Source organism: Mesorhizobium bavaricum, assembly GCF_056781655.1.
Genome location: NZ_CM165566.1, coordinates 670502 through 686013 on the forward strand (window position 1 = coordinate 670502; position 15512 = coordinate 686013).

At 64.1% G+C, this 15512-nt stretch carries 15 protein-coding genes; 13 read left to right on the forward strand and 2 right to left on the reverse strand.

Annotated elements, in window-relative coordinates:
* The first annotated feature begins 122 nt into the window (after window positions 1-122).
* Both AC1RZR_RS03180 and xylB read left to right on the forward strand, forming a co-directional pair.
* A complete protein-coding gene (locus tag AC1RZR_RS03180) occupies window positions 123-1448 on the forward strand; it encodes a tetratricopeptide repeat protein (protein ID WP_481827618.1) in 1326 nt (441 codons plus the stop codon).
* A gap of 81 nt (window positions 1449-1529) precedes the next feature.
* Window positions 1530-2984, forward strand: coding sequence for a xylulokinase (gene xylB / locus AC1RZR_RS03185; RefSeq protein WP_481829006.1), 1455 nt, complete (start codon window positions 1530-1532; stop codon window positions 2982-2984).
* Window positions 2985-3022: 38 nt separating this feature from the next.
* On the opposite strand, the gene AC1RZR_RS03190 is transcribed toward xylB, so the two are convergent.
* A complete protein-coding gene (locus AC1RZR_RS03190; protein WP_481827619.1) occupies window positions 3023-3385 on the reverse strand; it encodes a nuclear transport factor 2 family protein in 363 nt (120 codons plus the stop codon).
* 112 nt (window positions 3386-3497) lie between these two features.
* Here AC1RZR_RS03190 and xylA point away from each other — a divergent pair, with 112 nt between their 5' ends.
* The 4 genes from xylA (at window position 3498) to AC1RZR_RS03210 (ending at window position 6675) form a co-directional block, all read left to right on the forward strand.
* Window positions 3498-4823: a xylose isomerase gene (xylA, locus tag AC1RZR_RS03195; protein WP_481827620.1), complete on the forward strand. Its 1326-nt coding sequence runs from the start codon at window positions 3498-3500 to the stop codon at window positions 4821-4823.
* A gap of 275 nt (window positions 4824-5098) precedes the next feature.
* Window positions 5099-5473, forward strand: coding sequence for a GNAT family N-acetyltransferase (locus AC1RZR_RS03200; RefSeq protein WP_481829007.1), 375 nt, complete (start codon window positions 5099-5101; stop codon window positions 5471-5473).
* Between the two features lie 173 nt (window positions 5474-5646).
* Window positions 5647-5850 (forward strand): hypothetical protein, encoded by a 204-nt coding sequence (locus tag AC1RZR_RS03205; RefSeq protein WP_457151085.1) that lies wholly within the window; start codon window positions 5647-5649, stop codon window positions 5848-5850.
* 60 nt (window positions 5851-5910) lie between these two features.
* Window positions 5911-6675, forward strand: a complete 765-nt coding sequence (locus AC1RZR_RS03210) for a TIGR01458 family HAD-type hydrolase (RefSeq protein ID WP_477268022.1) — start codon at window positions 5911-5913, stop codon at window positions 6673-6675.
* On the opposite strand, the gene AC1RZR_RS03215 is transcribed toward AC1RZR_RS03210, so the two are convergent.
* Entirely contained in the window at window positions 6653-7636 is a 984-nt protein-coding gene (locus AC1RZR_RS03215) for a GlxA family transcriptional regulator (protein WP_477268024.1), read from the reverse strand. The genes AC1RZR_RS03210 and AC1RZR_RS03215 overlap by 23 nt on opposite strands.
* 134 nt (window positions 7637-7770) lie before the next feature.
* Here AC1RZR_RS03215 and bcoG point away from each other — a divergent pair, with 134 nt between their 5' ends.
* The 7 genes from bcoG to AC1RZR_RS03250 all read left to right on the forward strand — a co-directional run bounded on the left by bcoG (window position 7771) and on the right by AC1RZR_RS03250 (window position 15498).
* Window positions 7771-8688: a 3-dehydrocarnitine:acetyl-CoA trimethylamine transferase BcoG gene (gene bcoG, locus AC1RZR_RS03220; protein WP_477268026.1), complete on the forward strand. Its 918-nt coding sequence runs from the start codon at window positions 7771-7773 to the stop codon at window positions 8686-8688.
* 22 nt (window positions 8689-8710) lie between these two features.
* Window positions 8711-9340: an HD domain-containing protein gene (locus tag AC1RZR_RS03225; RefSeq protein WP_481827621.1), complete on the forward strand. Its 630-nt coding sequence runs from the start codon at window positions 8711-8713 to the stop codon at window positions 9338-9340.
* Window positions 9337-10440, forward strand: a complete 1104-nt coding sequence (locus AC1RZR_RS03230) for a carnitine 3-dehydrogenase (protein ID WP_481827622.1) — start codon at window positions 9337-9339, stop codon at window positions 10438-10440. Before AC1RZR_RS03225 ends, AC1RZR_RS03230 begins: the two co-directional genes overlap by 4 nt.
* 4 nt (window positions 10441-10444) lie before the next feature.
* On the forward strand, window positions 10445-11608 hold the full coding sequence (locus AC1RZR_RS03235; protein ID WP_477268033.1) for an acyl-CoA dehydrogenase family protein: 1164 nt from the start codon (window positions 10445-10447) through the stop codon (window positions 11606-11608).
* An 84-nt stretch (window positions 11609-11692) separates the two neighbouring features.
* Window positions 11693-13771, forward strand: coding sequence for an acetate--CoA ligase family protein (locus AC1RZR_RS03240; RefSeq protein ID WP_481827623.1), 2079 nt, complete (start codon window positions 11693-11695; stop codon window positions 13769-13771).
* On the forward strand, window positions 13764-14546 hold the full coding sequence (locus tag AC1RZR_RS03245; protein ID WP_477268037.1) for a carnitinyl-CoA dehydratase: 783 nt from the start codon (window positions 13764-13766) through the stop codon (window positions 14544-14546). Before AC1RZR_RS03240 ends, AC1RZR_RS03245 begins: the two co-directional genes overlap by 8 nt.
* A 16-nt stretch (window positions 14547-14562) precedes the next feature.
* Window positions 14563-15498, forward strand: a complete 936-nt coding sequence (locus AC1RZR_RS03250; RefSeq protein WP_481827624.1) for an alpha/beta hydrolase — start codon at window positions 14563-14565, stop codon at window positions 15496-15498.
* Window positions 15499-15512 lie beyond the last annotated feature (14 nt).

Consider the following 15512-nt stretch of genomic DNA (forward strand, 5'->3'; position numbering starts at 1 on the left):
ACTGCAAAACCCACTGGAGTAGATCAGCGCACTGCAGGGTTGGCGTGTCTGTGGCCCATGCTTTAGGATCGCGCTGGGCCTAAGGATCGAGGGCCCATCGCGGATTGACCAGAGGACATTGCATGGCAATCAGGGACGCATTCGGCCTGACACTGTCGGGCGCAACGGAGGCGGGGTTCACGCCCTACAGCCAGGCTATGCGAGAACTGCAGTGCTTCATCGGCGATCCCGTAGCCTCCGTCGACCGCGCCATCGCGGAAGATCCCGGCTTCGTTATGGCGCACGTCTTCAAGGGCTATCTCTTCGGCCTCGCCACCGAGCGAGAGGCGACGGCCGTGGCCAAGGCTTGCCATGAGGCGGCACTGCCGCTTGCCGCGACCACGCGCGAGCAGGCGCATGTCACAGCCCTTGGTCATCTCGCCAACGGGCGCTGGCATGATGCCGGCGGCATTCTCAGGGATATCGCCATCGACTTCCCGCTTGACGTGGTGGCGCTGCAGACTGGGCATCAGATCGACTTCTTCACAGGCAATGCCCGCATGCTGCGCGACCGTATCGCCGGCGCCCTGCCATCCTGGCAAAGCGGCATGCCGGGCTACCACGCCATCCTCGGCATGCAGGCCTTCGGGCTGGAGGAGATGGGTGACTATGCACGAGCCGAGAAGCTTGGCCGCGCCGCGGTCGATCTGGAACCGCGCGACGGCTGGGCCCAGCATGCGGTGGCCCATGTCATGGAGATGCAAAGCCGGCAAAGCGACGGCATTGCCTGGATGCGCGCCAATCCCGAAGCATGGACGAAGGAGAGCTTCCTCAAGGTGCACAATTGGTGGCACCTGGCGCTGTTCCACTATGACCTCGGCGAGGCCGACGAGGTCATGTCACTCTATGACGGCCCGATCTATGGCGAGCGATCGGCACTGGCGCTCAACATGGTCGATGCCTCGGCGATCCTATGGCGGCTCTATCTCGGTGGCGTCGATGCCGGCGACCGCTGGGCAGAGCTTGCAGCCAACTGGGCCCCCAAGGCCGGCGCAGGCAATTATGCCTTCAACGATGCCCACGCGATGATGGCCTTTGTCGGCGCCGGGCTCGACGCGCCTGCCCAAATCCTTCTAGAGGCACAGCGCGAGGCCATGCGCGGCAGCGACGACAACGCCGCTTTCACCCGGGATGTCGGGCATCCCCTGACACTCGCCATCAAGGCGTTCGGCGCCGGGAACTATGCCGAGACTGTTCGCCTGATCCGGCCGATCCGAGCGATCGCCCACCGTTTCGGCGGCAGCCATGCCCAGCGCGACGTCATCGACCTGACACTGATCGAAGCCGCCCTGCGGGCCGGAGACCGTGCGCTGGCCAGGGAGCTCACGGCAGAACGCTCGATGGCGCGCCCCGGCAGTCCGCTGTCAGCGCTGCTTTCGCGACGCACCGCTGATTTGTCAGAGAATTGACCCGAAGCGGATCTTGTCTTAAAAACTGGCCAAGCCAGATTTTTTCGAGATCCGAAAAAATTAATGGCATGGGAGGAAAACATGTATCTCGGCCTCGATCTGGGCACGTCGGGCGTCAAGGCGCTGCTGATCGATGCCGGCCAGACCGTCATCGGCTCCGGCCATGCATCGCTCGACGTATCGCGGCCGCATCCGGGCTGGTCGGAACAGGACCCGTCTCACTGGATACGTGCCTGCGAAGAAGCAATCGCGGAACTGAAGGCTTCCCATCCAGGGCAGCTTGCCGCGGTGAAAGGCATCGGCCTGTCGGGTCAGATGCATGGCGCGACCCTGCTCGATTCCACCGACAAGGTGCTGCGGCCCTGCATCCTGTGGAACGACACGCGCAGCCATGCCGAGGCGGCCGCACTTGACGCCGACCCACACTTTCGCCGGCTGACCGGCAACATCGTGTTTCCCGGCTTCACCGCGCCGAAGCTTGCCTGGGTGAAGAACAACGAACCCGCTGTCTTCGCTAAAGTCGCAAAAGTGCTGCTGCCTAAGGATTTCCTGCGGCTCTGGCTTTCGGGCGAACATATTTCGGAAATGTCGGATTCGGCCGGCACCTCCTGGCTCGATGTCGGCAAGCGGCACTGGAGCGCTGACCTGCTCGCCGCGACATCGCTCGATGAAAAGCAGATGCCGTCGTTGGTCGAGGGCACGGAGAAGGCTGGCGCCTTGCGCGCCGAACTTGCCGCAAAATGGGGCATGCCGGCCGGCATCCCGATCGCTGGCGGCGCCGGCGACAATGCGGCGTCGGCCTGCGGCATGGGCACGGTGGGCGCGGGCCACGCCTTCGTCTCGCTCGGCACCTCGGGCGTGCTGTTTGCCGCCAATGCTTCCTACCTGCCCAACCCGGGAAGCGCTGTCCACACCTTCTGCCACGCGCTCCCGAACACCTGGCATCAGATGGGCGTCATCCTGTCGGCGACCGATTCGCTGAATTGGCTGGTGGAGATCACGGGCAAAGGCGCCGGTGAGTTGACCGCCGAACTCGGCGATACGCTGAAGGCCCCGAGCGGTGTGTCCTTCCTGCCTTATCTCTCGGGCGAGCGCACGCCTTACAATGATTCCGCCATTCGTGGCGCGTTCGCAGGCTTGGCACATGAATCGAGCCGTGCCGTGCTGACGCAGGCCGTCCTCGAAGGCGTCGCCTTTGCCTTCCGTGACAGCCTCGAAGCCTTGGCCACCGCCGGCACGACCTTGACGCGGGTGACGGCGATCGGCGGCGGTTCGCGCTCGCGCTACTGGCTGAAAGCGATCGCCACCGCGCTTGGCCTGCCCGTCGACATTCCCGCCGACGGCGATTTCGGCGCTGCCTTTGGCGCGGCGCGACTTGGGCTGATCGCGGCGACGGGTGCGGATCCGCTCAGCATCTGCACGGCACCAGCAACCGATGCGACGATCGAACCGGACGCAGCCCTGGGCGGCGCCTATACGGATGCCTATCAACGCTACCGGGCGCTGTATCCGGCCATCAAAGGGGCCACGGCGTGAGCGGTTTCCCACCCTCGTCGCGGCCCTTCAGGACGGCGTTATTGTGCCGGCACCTTGTCGAGAAAGCCGGTAACGCTCTTCAGGCGGCCGTTCTCGATGACGCCGATATCGGTGCCTTCGATGATGGAGGGAGTGCCCTCCGAGCCGAGATTCCACGAGAAGCGGATCTTGTCGGCAAAACCGTCCGGCGTGCCCTTCAGCGAGAACCGGAAGCCGGCGAAACGCTGCTGCACGCCGTCAATCAGAGCCGCGACGCCTTCATGGCCGTCGCCCTGCATCAGCGGATCGCGATAGCTGACGTCCTCTGTGAAGGTCGCCTCGAGCAATTCGGCCCGGCGGTTCGCGTCGCTTTCGTTCCAGGCACTGATGTAGTTTTGGGCAATCGTGTTGAGGTCGGTCATGGTCTGTCTCCTTCGTTTGACGGTTTTGACATGAGCCTTTTCGGCCAGCGGAAGAACGAAACCAATTACGCCTGAGGTAATCAGGACGAACTATTCGAAAGAGGACAACATCATGAGCAGCGGTTTTTTCGGCGACATCAAAGAGATCAAATACGAGGGGCCGGATTCGACCAATCCGCTGGCCTACCGGTTCTACAATCCCGATGAGGTGGTGGCTGGCAAGCGGCTGGAAGATCATCTGCGCTTTGCCGTCGCCTACTGGCATTCCTTCGCCTGGCCGGGTGGCGATCCTTTCGGCGGCCAGACCTTCGACCGGCCGTGGTTCCCCAAGGCGGGCGGCACCGACACGATGGAGCTGGCAAAGCTGAAGGCCGATGTCGCCTTCGAGATGTTCTCGCTGCTCGGCGCGCCCTATTTCTGCTTCCACGACGCCGACGTGCGGCCGGAGGGCAACGATTTTTCCGAAAGTGCAGCACGCCTCGACGAGATCGCAGACTATTTCGCCGCCAAGATGAAGCAGACCGGGGTCAAGCTGTTGTGGGGCACGGCCAACCTGTTCTCCAATCGCCGCTTCATGTCGGGGGCGGCCACCAATCCCGATCCGGATGTCTTTGCCTATGCGGCGGCGACGGTGAAAAGCTGCATCGACGTCACCAAGCGGCTGAAGGGCGAGAACTATGTGCTGTGGGGCGGGCGCGAGGGTTATGAGACGCTGCTCAACACCGACCTTGGGCGTGAACAGGAACAGGCAGGCCGGTTCCTCAGCCTCGTCGTCGACTACAAGCACAAGATAGGCTTCAAGGGCACCATCCTGATCGAGCCGAAGCCGCAGGAGCCGACAAAGCACCAGTACGACTACGATGTCGCCACCGTCTACGGCTTCCTCAAGCGCTTCGGACTGGAGAAGGAGGTCAAGCTCAACATCGAGCAGGGCCACGCCATCCTGGCCGGCCATTCCTTCGAGCACGAGCTGGCGCTGGCCAATGCGCTCGGCGTTTTCGGCTCGATCGACATGAACCGCAACGACTACCAGTCGGGCTGGGACACGGACCAGTTCCCCAACAACGTGCCGGAAATGGCGCTGGCTTATTATCAGGTTCTGCAGGCCGGGGGCTTCAAGACCGGCGGCACCAATTTCGACGCCAAGCTGCGCCGCCAGTCGCTCGATCCGCAGGATCTGCTGATCGGTCATATCGGCGGCATGGATTCCTGTGCGCGCGGCCTGAAGGCCGCGGCCCGCATGGTCGAAGACAAGGCCCTGTCGGCGCCACTGGCCGAACGCTATGCCGGCTGGAGCACGGCTGAGGGCAAGGCGATGCTTGCCGGCAAGCGCACGCTGGAAGAGATCGCCGAGCGCGTGGTCAAGAAGAAGATCGAGCCGCAGCCAAGGTCGGGCCGCCAGGAACTGCTGGAAAACATCGTCAACCGGTACGTGTGAAACCCGATCTCTGGACCGACATCCACCATCTCTGGCTGAAAGCCGCGGCAAGAGCCTCCTGCTAGTCAGCCACTTCGCGCAGGCCGCCAAGATCGCACATCTTTGTCGGCCTGGGCGACTTCAAGGTGCCGCGCCGCCGAAAAGGCCACGCGGCGGCTGGCAGGAGACGGAAAGTGGCAGAGGATCTAATCATCGTGCGTCGGGCGCAGGCAAGCGATATCCCGGCGTTGAAGCGGGTGCTGTAAGAAACGTTCGAAGGCACATGGCTGCCGCACATCACTGACGAATCGGCGCAGCGCTACGTCGAATCGGATACTGGCGGTCGCTATGTCGACCAGAGCTGGCCGGAATTTGCCGTTGCCGAGATCGACGGCGACGTCGCCGGGCTGATCCATTGGCGCGCAGACTTCATCGAAGCCCTACACGTGATAGCGTGGCGCCAGGGTCAAGGCGTCGGCCGCAAGCTGCTTTCCGATGCCGAACAGGCCATCGGTGCCGCCGGATTTGGGCAGGCGCGTCTGGAAACCGACACGTTCAACCTGCGCAGCCAGACGCTCTACAAAGCTGTCGGCTATGTCGAGAAGGATCGCTACCCCGATGACGAATGGGACAGCGGTTTCACCACCGTGCTGTTCGAGAAGCGGCTGTAGAAGCTGCGAGCTGGCCTGGCCAGACGCAGGAACGGCTTTGCGCAAGGCCGGCTCCGACGACACGGTTTTGCCCTTTGCCGCCCCTCAATAACCTCGCTCTTGCCTTCAAACAGCCGTCACGTATCTCGTATAAGACTGGCTCGTGGCGGAGAGGAAGAAGGAGGCGAACCGATATGCAAAACGAACGTGAAATCGACGCCCTGCTCTCACCTGGCGAGGCCGGATCGATCATCGACCGGCTGATGGCAATGCCGCATCCGAAAGACGGCACGCAGCGCACAAACGAATGGGATCGCGCGGTTGCAGCGCGACTTGAAACGGTGCTGGCCAAGAGCATGCGCTCGCGCATTGTCCACGAAAACCGCGATGTCGCTTGAAGGTCCCTGTGGTTTGACGAACGAAGCCTGTTTCGTCATCCTTCACCGATGGTACGCGCGGTGCTTCTGGACCTTTTGGGTGTCGTCTACAATGGCGACACCCCGATAGCGGGCGCTGTCTCGGCAATCGATCGCCTGCGCAATGCGGGCTTGCCGCTCCGCTTTGTCAGCAACACTACTCGCTCACCACACAAGGCAATCATCGCGCAACTTACGGCCCTCGGCGTCGAGGTTGGAGAAGCGGAATTACTGACGCCGGCGCGTGCCGCCGTCGAATGGCTGCGCAGGCACGGCCTCACACCGCATCTGCTCGTCCATCCCAACCTGGAGCCTGAGTTTTCCGGACTCGACGGCGCAAATGGTCGGGCCGTCATCGTCGGAGATGCAGGCGAAGCCTTCGATCATGCCAGGCTCAACCGGGCGTTCCGCGAACTGGTGGCCGGCGCCGATTTTGTGGCGCTCGCAACCAATCGCACCTTCAAGGATGCAGACGGTCTGCTCAGCCTCGACACGGGCGCGTTCGTTGCCGCCCTCGAATTCGCCAGTGGCCGAAGCCCTGTCGTGCTCGGCAAGCCGTCGCCGGACTTCTTTCTTTCGGCGCTTGCCAATATGAACTGCTCGGCCGCCGATGCGGTCATGGTCGGCGACGATGCCGAGAGCGATGTCGCCGGCGCGCTGCGCGCCGGGCTTGGTGCGGCGCTCCTTGTGCGGACAGGCAAGTATCGCCCAAACGACGAAACACGTTTCAATCCGGCGCCCACGGCTGTTGTAGATGACCTCGCCGCCGCGACCGACTGGATACTCACCAACCGCGCCGTACTCTGACTGGCGCCTCGCCAAAAGCTCTCGAAAACGCTCTGGAAAACGCCGCGGCGGACGAAAATCCGGTCCGCCCTGCAATATCGGCCATCGCCACCCGCGTATCGACCACCAGCCGGCGGGCAGCGCCGAGGCGCAGCCTGAGATAGTAGGCACCCGGCGTCTCGCCGATCGACTTGCGGAAAATGCTCTCCAGCGTTCGCGCCGTCACGCCGGCGCGTTTTGCCACCGCTTCTATGGTCAGCGGCTGGTCGACGTGCGATTCCATCAATCGGATGGCTTGAGCCAGCCGCGGATCGTAGCCGTCGAGCCGGCCGAGCGAGACCAGCGGCTGCGCGTCGGTGGCGGCACGAGCCTGGTCGTAGATGAAGACGCTGGCAACATCGAGCGCGACCGCCATGCCAAGGCGGGTGCGAATGAGATGCAGCATCAGATCGAAGGTCGGCGAGGCACCGCCCGAAGTGAAGACCGGCCCGTCGATGACATAGCGGTCCGGACGGACGTCGACGCCGGGGAAGGCCGACGAAAAATCCTCCATGTCTTCCCAATGGGTGGTGGCGCTGCGCCCTTCCAGCAGGCCGGCCCGCGCAACCAGCCAGGTGCCGGCCTCGACGCCGCCGCAAGCGCGCGCCGTCCGTGCCGCCCGGCGCAAGCCTGAAAGCAGCGCCGATGTCGCGTAGTTCTGGGTGCCGAAGCCGGCGACGACGATAAGAACGTCGGTTGGCTCAGCCGCGTCGAAGCGGCCACTGACCGCCACCGGCAGGCCGCAGGTGGTGACTGGAGCCTCGCCGGTCACCGAGACCAGCCTGAAATCGAACAGGGTCTCGCCGGAGATGCGGTTGGCGGCGCGCAGGGGATCAACGGCCGACGCCACACACATGATGGACGATCCGGAAAACACCAGCAGCGTCACCTTGAGCGGCGAGCGCTCGGCGCGAAAGATCGATGGTTTTTCGCTTTTGATCATATGCCCTTCGTAAAACGCAAAACAGTTTCCGACAAGTCAGGCATTGTTGGGGCAGCTCTTGTGCATGTCGTTGTCCCCAAACCGGTTCCCACTTTTGGGCGACATGCGTGGCAATCTTGATTGGGAGGATTTCGATGCCGCTTGCGATGAACCGTGAGGTTTTCATTACCTGTGCCGTGACTGGGTCCGGCGGTTCGCAGGATCGCAGCCCGCATGTGCCGCGCTCGCCCAAGCAGATCGCCGATTCGGCGATCGACGCGGCCAAGGCGGGTGCCGCGATCGTCCACTGCCATGTCCGTGACCCCGAAACCGGCAAGCCCAGGCGCGACGTACATCTCTACCGCGAAGTGACCGAGCGCATCCGCGCGGCAGACGTCGACGTCATCCTGAACCTGACCGCCGGCATGGGCGGCGACATGGTGTTCGGCTCGCCGGAATCGCCGTTGCCGCTGAATGAAAAAGGCACCGACATGGGCGGCGCCACCAACCGCATGGAACATGTGCGCCAGTGCCTGCCGGAAATCTGCACGCTCGACTGCGGCACCATGAATTTCGCCGAGGCCGACTATGTCATGACCAACACGCCGGGCATGCTGCGCGCCATGGGCGGCATGATGACGGCGCTCGGCGTCAAGCCGGAGATCGAGGCCTTCGACACCGGCCATTTGTGGTTCGCCAAGCAGCTGGTCGAGGAAAAGGTACTCAACCCGGATGCCCTGGTGCAGCTCTGCATGGGCGTGCCGTGGGGCGCGCCTGATGACCTCAACACCTTCATGGCCATGGTCAACAATGTGCCATCGACCTGGAACTGGTCGGCCTTCGCTATCGGCCGCAACCAGATGGCCTATGCCGCCGCCGCAGTGCTGGCCGGCGGCAATGTCCGTGTCGGGCTGGAAGACAATCTGTGGCTCGACAAAGGCGTGCTAGCGACAAATGCGCAATTGGTCGAGCGTGCCGCCAGCATCGTCACCAATCTGGGCGCCAGGATCCTTGGACCCGAGGAAGTGCGCAAGAAGCTGAACCTGACCAAGCGGGCGCCCATCGCTGCTTAGACCGAAGTGCTGGGAGGTCGGCATGGCAACAGTAAAATTCACCGCGATGAAGGATGGCGACCGGGACGACTACGAGTTCCTGACCGCGCATGAAATCGACTACGCGGCCCGAACCGGCGAGCGGCTGCTCGCCGCGCTGGTCCAGCTCGATGAGGGGCTGTCCGGCTACAAGATCACCCGGCTCGGCCATTCGCTGCAGGCGGCGACGCGCGCCTGGCGCGATGGCGCGGACACCGACTGGATCGCCTGCGCGCTTTTGCACGACATCGGCGACATCTACGCACCCTACAATCACGATGAGTACGCCGCTTCAATCCTGAAGCCCTTCGTGCGCGAGCAATGCACCTGGGTGGTGGAGAAGCACGGCGACTTCCAGCGGCTCTATTATGCCCATCATCTCGGCGGCAACCGCCACGCCCGCGATCGCTTCGCCGGCCATGCCTATTTCGGCGACTGCGACCAGTTCTGCGAACGCTGGGACCAGTCGAGCTTCGACCCCGACTATGACACGCTGCCGATCGAATTCTTCCGACCCTTCGTGCTCGAAGTCTTTGCCCGCAGGGCCTACGACCCTGCTGTGATTCGCGCTGGCGAGCGCGTGCCCCTCATCGATCCCACAACCGCCACGACAAGAACCGGAGCTTCCGCATGAGCATCATCAACAAGGCAGCCGCCATCGGTGGCGGTGTCATCGGCGCCGGCTGGGTGGCGCGGCTGCTGCTCAACGGCATTGACGTGTCGATCTTCGATCCCGATCCCGAGGCGTCGCGCAAGGTCAGCGAAGTGATGAAGGGCGCGCGCCGCGCCTACAAGCAGATGGTGCCCGGCGGCCTGCCGAAAGAGGGCAGGCTGACCTTTGCCAAGACCATCGCCGAGGCGGTGGCCGATGCCGATTTCATCCAGGAAAGCGTGCCGGAACGGCTCGACCTCAAGCACCGCGTGCTGGCCGAGATCGACGCCCATGCGCCGGCCAACGCCATTGTTGGCTCGTCGACCTCCGGCATCAAGCCGACCGACATGCAGGTAGCAATGAAGAAGCATCCGGAGCGGCTGGTCGTCGGCCATCCGTTCAACCCGGTCTATCTCTTGCCGCTGGTCGAGATCGTCGGCGGCGAGCAGACCTTTCCCGAGGCAATCGAAGTCGCCAAGGAGATCTATGCCTCGATCGGCATGAAGCCTGTCGTCATCCGCAAGGAGATCGAGGCTTTCGTCGGCGACCGCCTCCTCGAAGCCGCATGGCGCGAGGCGCTGTGGCTGATCAAGGACGGCATCTGCACGGTCGAGGAACTCGACGACATCATGCGCTACGGCTTCGGCCTGCGCTGGGCGCAGATGGGCATGTTCCAGGTCTATCGCGTCGCCGGCGGCGAGGCGGGCATGCGCCACTTCATGGCGCAGTTCGGCCCGTGCCTTAAGTGGCCATGGACCAAGCTGATGGATGTGCCGGAGTTCAACGACGAGCTGGTCGACCTGATCGCCACGCAGTCCGACGACCAGGCGCATGGCCTGTCGATCCGCGAACTGGAAAAGATCCGCGACGACAATCTGGTCGCGATCATGGACGCGCTGTCGAAACAGAACAAGGGCAAGGGCTGGGGCGCCGGCGCCTTGCACAAGGACTATACCAAGCAGCTGGCCAAGCTGGCGGCGAAGAAGCCGGCCGCCTCCAAGGCGGCCGAGAAGGCCAAGGCGGGCAAGCCGGTGAAGAAAGCCGAAAAGCCGAAGAAAAAAACCGGCAAGAAGAAAGGCTGACCCCATGGATTTCGGGCTGTCGGAGGAACAGAAGCTCATCGTCGAGACGACGCGTGCCTTCGTCGAGAACGAGCTTTACCCGCATGAACGCGAGGTGGAACGCACCGGCGTGCTGCGCCGCGAGCTGATCGAGGAGATCAAGGCCAAGGCGATCGAAGCCGGCCTATACGCCGCCAACATGCCGGCGGACGTCGGCGGCGCGGGCTTGGATACGGTGACCTGGCTGCTCTACGAAAAGGAACTCGGCCGCGCCAACTATGCGTTGCACTGGACCTGCGTGGCGCGGCCCTCCAACATCCTTTTGGCCGGAACGCCCGAGCAGCGCGAAAAGTATCTGTTCCCTTGCATCCGTGGCGAGAAATGGGACTGCCTGGCGATGACCGAGCCGGGCGCCGGGTCGGACCTGCGCGGCATGAAGGCCACCGCCGTGCAGGACGGCGGCGACTGGGTCCTGAACGGCACCAAGCATTTCATCAGCCATGCCGATCTCGCCGACTTCGCCATCGTCTTCATGGCCTCGGGCGAGGAGGATTCGCCGCGTGGCAAGCGCAAGAAGATCACCGCCTTCTTCGTCGACAAGGGGACCAAGGGCTTTGCCGTGCGCGACGGCTATCGCAACGTCTCGCATCGCGGCTACACCAACGCCATCCTCGAATTCGACGATTGCCGGCTTCCTGCAAGCCAGGTCCTTGGCGAGGTTCACAAGGGATTTGACGTCGCCAATTCCTGGCTCGGTGCAACGCGCCTGCAGGTCGGTGCCACCTGTCTCGGCCGCGCCGAGCGGGCGCTGGGCCATGCCGTCGAATATGCCGCGCAGCGCCAGCAGTTCGGCCAGCAGATCGGCAAGTTCCAGGGCGTGTCGTTCAAGCTCGCCGACATGGCGACCGAACTGAAGGCCGCAGATCTGATGGTGTTCGAGGCCGGCTGGAAGTACGATCAGGGCACCGTCACCGATCAGGACATGGCCATGGCCAAGCTGAAGGCCACCGAAATGCTTGCCTTCGTCGCCGATGAAGCGATCCAGGTCCATGGCGGCATGGGGCTGATGGACGACCTGCCGCTGGAGCGCATCTGGCGCGACGCGCGCGTCGAACGCATCTGGGAAGGCACGTCCGAGATCCAGCGCCATATCATTTCGCGGGCGCTGCTGCGCCCGTTTGGAGCCTGAGCATGATCCCGAAAGATGGTATCCGGTTTTCTCGGACAAACGATCTCGTTTGTCCTGAGATCGTGCTCCAACGAGAAAGTGAACATGCATAAACTCGAACGTCTCCTGCGGCCGAAGTCGATCGCCGTCTTCGGTGGCGCGCAGGCTGCGGCCGTCGTCGCTCAGTCGATCAAGATGGGCTTTGCCGGCGAAATCTGGCCGGTGCACCCGACCAAGGACGAGGTCGCCGGCCGCAAGGCCTATCGTTCGGTGGCCGATCTGCCCGGCGCCCCGGACGCTACCTTTGTCGGGGTCAATCGGCACCTGACCATCGAGGTGATCAAGGCGCTGGCCGAGCGTGGCGCCGGCGGTGCCGTCTGCTTTGCCGCCGGGTTTCTCGAGACCGAGGCCTATGACGATGATGGCGAGCGGCTGCAGGGCGAACTGGTCGCTGCTGCCGGCTCGATGCCGATCATCGGGCCGAATTGCTATGGCCTGATCAACTATGCCGACGGCGCGCTCCTGTGGCCGGACCAGCATGGCGGCATCAGGCTGGCCGAGGGCGGCAAAGGCGTCGCCATCATCACACAGTCGTCCAACATCGCCATCAACATGACGATGCAGAAGCGCGGCCTGCCGATCGCCTTTCTGATGACCGCCGGCAACCAGGCGCAGACCGGCCTGTCCGAAATGGCGCTCGGCCTGATCGAGGACGAGCGGGTCACGTCGCTCGGCCTGCATATCGAGGCTTTTGACTCGGTAGCCGGCTTCGAGCGATTGGCGGCGCGAGCCCGCGAGCTGAAGAAGCCGATCATCGCCATGAAGGTCGGCCGCTCGGAACAGGCCCGACAGGCGACTGTCTCGCACACCGCCTCGCTGGCCGGCTCGGACGCGGCGTCAGGCGCCTTCCTGAGGCGGCTGGGCATCGCCCGCGTCGATTCGATCCCCGCTTTCATCGAGGCGCTGAAGCTGCTGCACGTCACCGGACCCCTGCCCGGCTATCGTCTGTCGTCGATGAGCTGCTCGGGCGGCGAGGCATCTGTCATGGCCGACAGTGCCGAAGGCCGCTGGGTCAATTTCCCTGAACTGACCGGCACGCACCGCGCCCATGTCAAATCGACGCTCGGACCGCTGGTCGCGGTGGCCAATCCGCTCGACTACCACACCTTCATCTGGAACAACGAGCCGGCGATGACCGCCACTTTCACCGCCATGGTGTCGGGCGGCTTCGACCTCAACATGCTGGTGCTCGACTTCCCGCGCCCCGACCGCTGCTCGGACACAGACTGGTGGGCGACGCTGCGCGCCTTCGAATCGGCGCTGAAGACCAACAAGGCGCAGGGCGCGATCGTGTCCTCGCTGCCGGAAAACCTGCCGGAGGAATACACTGCCGGGCTGATGGCGCGTGGCATGGTGCCGTTGTTCGGCATTTCCGAAGCGATGGACGCCGCCCAGGCGGCTGCCTTCATCGGCTGGGCGTGGCGCGAGCCGCAGGCGCAGCCGATCGACACGTCCGCCTCCGGCGCGCCCGGCGGTGACCACATAACGCCTGACGAGGCCGAGGCGAAATCGCGGCTGATCAAGGCCGGCCTGCCGGTGCCCAAGGGCGAACGCGCCGCCAACGCGGTCGAGGCGGTGATCTCGTCGATGGCGCTCGGCTTTCCGGTGGCGCTGAAGGCGTTGGGCGTCACCCATAAATCCGAGGTTGGTGCTGTCCGGCTCAACCTCAAGGATGCCGAATCCGTCAGCACGGCGGCGCATGACCTGCTGCCGCTCGGCACCGGCCTCTATGTCGAGCGCATGGTGCGCGATGGTGTCGCCGAACTGATCGTCGGCTTCACCCGCGATCCGATGTTCGGCGCGGTGATGACGCTGGGCACCGGCGGCGTGCTGGTCGAGTTGCTGCGCGACAGCGTCACGCTGATGCTGCCGGCAACCCGCGACGACATCGAGGCCGCGTTGCGCGGCCTCAAACTGTTCCCGCTGCTCGAAGGCTATCGTGGCCGGCCGAAAGCCGACGTCGCCGCGGCCATCGACGCAATCTCGGGCATTGCCGCCTTCGTGCAGCAGAATGCCGGCGAGATCGAGGAACTCGACATCAACCCGCTGATCGTCTGCACCGAAGGCAAGGGCGCCTGGATCGCCGACGCGCTGCTGGTGCTGGGAGACAAGAAGAATGTCTGACGTCATCTCGACCCGCCGCGAGGGCACCATCCTCGAGGTCACGCTCGACCGGCCCAAGGCCAACGCCATCGACCTGAAGACCTCGCGGCTGATGGGCGAAACCTTCAAGGCGTTCCGCGACGATCCGGAGTTGCGCGTCGCCATCGTCAAGACCGCCGGCGACAAGTTCTTCTGCGCCGGCTGGGATCTCAAGGCCGCGGCCGGCGGCGATGCGGTCGACGGCGACTATGGTGTAGGCGGCTTCGCCGGCCTGCAGGAACTGCGCGACCTCAACAAGCCGGTCATTGCCTGCGTCAACGGCATGGCGGTCGGCGGCGGCTTCGAATTGGCGCTGTCCTGCGACCTTATCTACGCCTCCGATCATTCTTCCTTCGCGCTGCCTGAAATCCGCGCCGGCACCCTGGCCGATGCGGCGACGATCAAGCTGCCGAAGCGCATCCCCTACCATGTCGCCATGGACCTTTTGCTCACCGGCCGCTGGATGGATGTCGCCGAGGCGCATCGGTGGGGCCTGGTCAACGAAGTGCTGCCCAAGGAGCAGCTCGAGGACCGCGTCTGGGAGGTCGCCCGGCTGCTCGCCGGCGGCCCGCCGCTGGTGTTTGCCGCCATCAAGGAGACGGCGCGCGTAGCCGAAGCGCTCACCTTCCAGGACGCGATGAACAAGGTCACGCGCCGCCAGCTGCCGACCGTCGATGCCCTCTATGGCTCCGAGGACAATATGGAGGGTTTTCGTGCTTTCGCCGAAAAGCGCGAGCCTATGTGGAAGGGGAAGTAGCGGCAGGCCGGCTCCCATGACCGACTACAGAACCCTCATCGACGCCGAGACCTGGGCGTTCATCGAGCGGACCAATTCCTATTATCCGCCCGATACGATCGACTACACGATCGCACAGCAGCGCGAGATCTATGACCGTATGTGCCGCGAGTTCTTCGCCGGCTATCCCGACGGCGTTGCGGTCGAGACCTCCGCCATTGCAACGCCCACGCACGCCATCCCGATCCGCGTCTACCGAACCGCGCCGCAGGCAGAGACGACGGTGCTCTATTTCCATGGTGGCGGCTTTATCCTCGGCGGTCTGGACAGCCATGACGATGTCTGTGCCGAGCTCTGCGCCCGCACCGGCTTTGAGGTGATCTCGGTCGACTACCGGCTGGCGCCGGAACACCTGCATCCGGCGGCTTTCGACGACGTGATGAGCGCCTTCGAATGGGCCACTACCACCCGCTCCCACCCTATCGTGCTCTGCGGTGACAGCGCTGGCGGGAATCTGGCCGCTGCCGTCAGCCATGCGACGCGCCATCGCGCGAAAAGGCCGATCGGCCAAATGCTGATCTATCCCGGTCTCGGCGGCGACCGCTCAAAGGGATCCTATGTTAGGCATGCCGAGGCGCCGATGCTGACCGTGCGCGATCTCGAATTCTACGAGTACATCCGCACCGGCGGTCAGGATCGCAGTGGCGATGTGACACTGGCCCCGCTTGCCGACAGCGACTTTTCCAAGCTGCCGCCGACGGTGCTGATCACTGCCGAGTGCGACCCGCTCTCCTCCGACGGCGACGCCTATGGAGACCGCGTCATCGCCGCGGGCGGACGGGCATACTGGTTCGAGGAAGCTGGGCTGGTGCACGGCTATCTGAGAGGCCGGCACACGGTCGGCCGCGCTCGCGCCAGCTTTACGCGGATCACTGAGGCGGTATCCGCCCTTGGGCAGGGTATCTGGCTCTGACATAGCCTGACGGT